2 protein-coding genes are annotated in these 1,761 nt (G+C 35.4%); one reads left to right on the plus strand and one right to left on the minus strand.

Features of this window, described 5'->3' with window-relative positions; all coding sequences use genetic code 11:
* The first annotated feature begins 1,046 nt into the window (after nucleotides 1-1,046).
* Complete coding sequence (locus tag SAZ04_RS21460; protein ID WP_332699498.1) at nucleotides 1,047-1,217, plus strand: hypothetical protein; 171 nt, start codon at nucleotides 1,047-1,049, stop codon at nucleotides 1,215-1,217.
* A 172-nt stretch (nucleotides 1,218-1,389) separates the two neighbouring features.
* Here the strand turns inward: SAZ04_RS21460 and SAZ04_RS21465 are convergent, their stop codons facing one another.
* Nucleotides 1,390-1,677, minus strand: coding sequence for a hypothetical protein (locus tag SAZ04_RS21465; protein ID WP_332699501.1), 288 nt, complete (start codon nucleotides 1,675-1,677; stop codon nucleotides 1,390-1,392).
* Between the last annotated feature and the right edge of the window lie 84 nt (nucleotides 1,678-1,761).

The following is a 1,761-nucleotide window of genomic DNA, read 5'->3' on the forward strand; positions in this document are numbered from 1 at the left end:
TTGAGTTGCTTCACGTTTGTGTTACAACATAGCTCAAAAGCATCGCTAACGATACTAATTTATTTCAACCTATCTAACTGATAGGATTTAATTGACGAGATAACATGTATCTCTATTTCGCTTGGCTTTTGTTCAGTTTTCAAAGAACTCTTCGCTGCTACTTTTCAGCAACAACCGTCACTTGTTAGCGACATTTACCATCGTAACACACTAAACAATTCTACGCAACGACTTTTTAAAAGTTATTTTTGTGAGTTGCTTACGAAACGACCAGTCGTCTTCTGCGACATTCAATACTGTACCACGACGAAAAGTTCTGCGCAAGTGTTTTATGAAATATTAATTTCATTATTTGGTTGCGGCTCAAGAGAATCGTACCCCATTCAAAGATACAAGATCCTACTTCTAGCGCGTCTGCCATTCCTTAGTTAAATGGTGAGCCAAAAAGGATTCGAGGAACGAATATAACAATCGCTATCATCACAGCTTTTTCGACCCGAGAAGTAATAATTTATCATAATAAAGGTCAAATAACAACAAGTAGTTAGAAAAATATGTTCGAAATTCTCCTGCCTGATTATTATGAATGAACGATAGATTAAGGTGTTTTTCATATGCCCTCAAACGAACGATCAGTATTTTTTAGATTACACTTGAAAATGACAGCGCTTTCATATATGATGACAGTAGGTTGGATAGCACCAGTGGCTATCACGGTATTTGGCGTAGGCGGGGCCGATATCACGCATGTCGTACTAATAATCGCACTAATCCAAAACCTAATAGGATTAATCAATTGAACACCTTCTTGCATAACAACTATCTAAGTTGAACGTTTTTAATCCTTCTTCTAGAGAGGGTTATTTTTTTACTATACGTCAAAAGTATAATAACAACTAATCCACCGTCACTTATTTACTATGACAGATTGCTCTAATAAGCTAAGAAGACAAAAATGTTATTTGAAAGTACAATAATGTTTTTGTCTTCTTTATACATCTATTATTATTGAGTTTAGCCTCGTTATTAGAAAGGAGACTCTATGTATGTCCTTATATGATAAATTCCCTAGTGATTTTCTTGTGTCTTTTTATTATGAAATTCTTAGCAATATAGACCGCGGTGTACTTACTGAACGAATGCACATTGAATTAGACCTGATACATGCGGCTGCCAAGCGAAAAGGGATTGTATTGATAGTGAAAAAAAGTAGTTAATGGATCATGAATCACATTTTTTTACGAACCCACATGCTGAACATTAACCACCTTCAAGACTCTCAACTGCTATACCTGTTATTGACTGAGCACCAAGCTTCATTTGACTTGTGAAATGCTTTACCCCACATGTTTTAGCGTATCCATCGTTACTGAATGTAAAGGTCCTAATTCAACACCAGCTTGCTTGATCACTTCGGTTTCTCCCTCCACCAAATACATATACATAAGTGGATTTTCCGATGCACTGTGTACCATATTGCACCAGCTCATTTGCTACTTCACTCGGTAAATCATCAAAATCAATAGATACATATCCATCCATCAACATAACGATCCGCAGAGACCGATTCTGCATAGCATTTTGTACTTTCCTTCTACTCATATATAATTGATAGAGAATCTTCAGTAAGAGGACGTTTACACTAAATTCATAGGGCTGATTCATTATTTTATTCATTTGGCAACACTAGTGTTGCATTAATTTAATTTCACTATTATAAATACTCCAAATGTTCAATAATTTTATTTTGCGCAAAGAAAA

The sequence above is a fragment of the Halalkalibacter lacteus genome (genome assembly GCF_036663595.1).
GTDB classification, from domain to species: domain Bacteria; phylum Bacillota; class Bacilli; order Bacillales; family Bacillaceae_D; genus Halalkalibacter; species Halalkalibacter lacteus.

Excerpts from the sequence above, each read along its gene's own strand:
- SAZ04_RS21465 (WP_332699501.1), bottom strand. The coding sequence starts at position 1,677 with ATGAATAAAATAATGAATCAGCCCTATGAATTTAGTGTAAACGTCCTC.
- SAZ04_RS21460 (WP_332699498.1), top strand. The coding sequence starts at position 1,047 with ATGTCCTTATATGATAAATTCCCTAGTGATTTTCTTGTGTCTTTTTAT.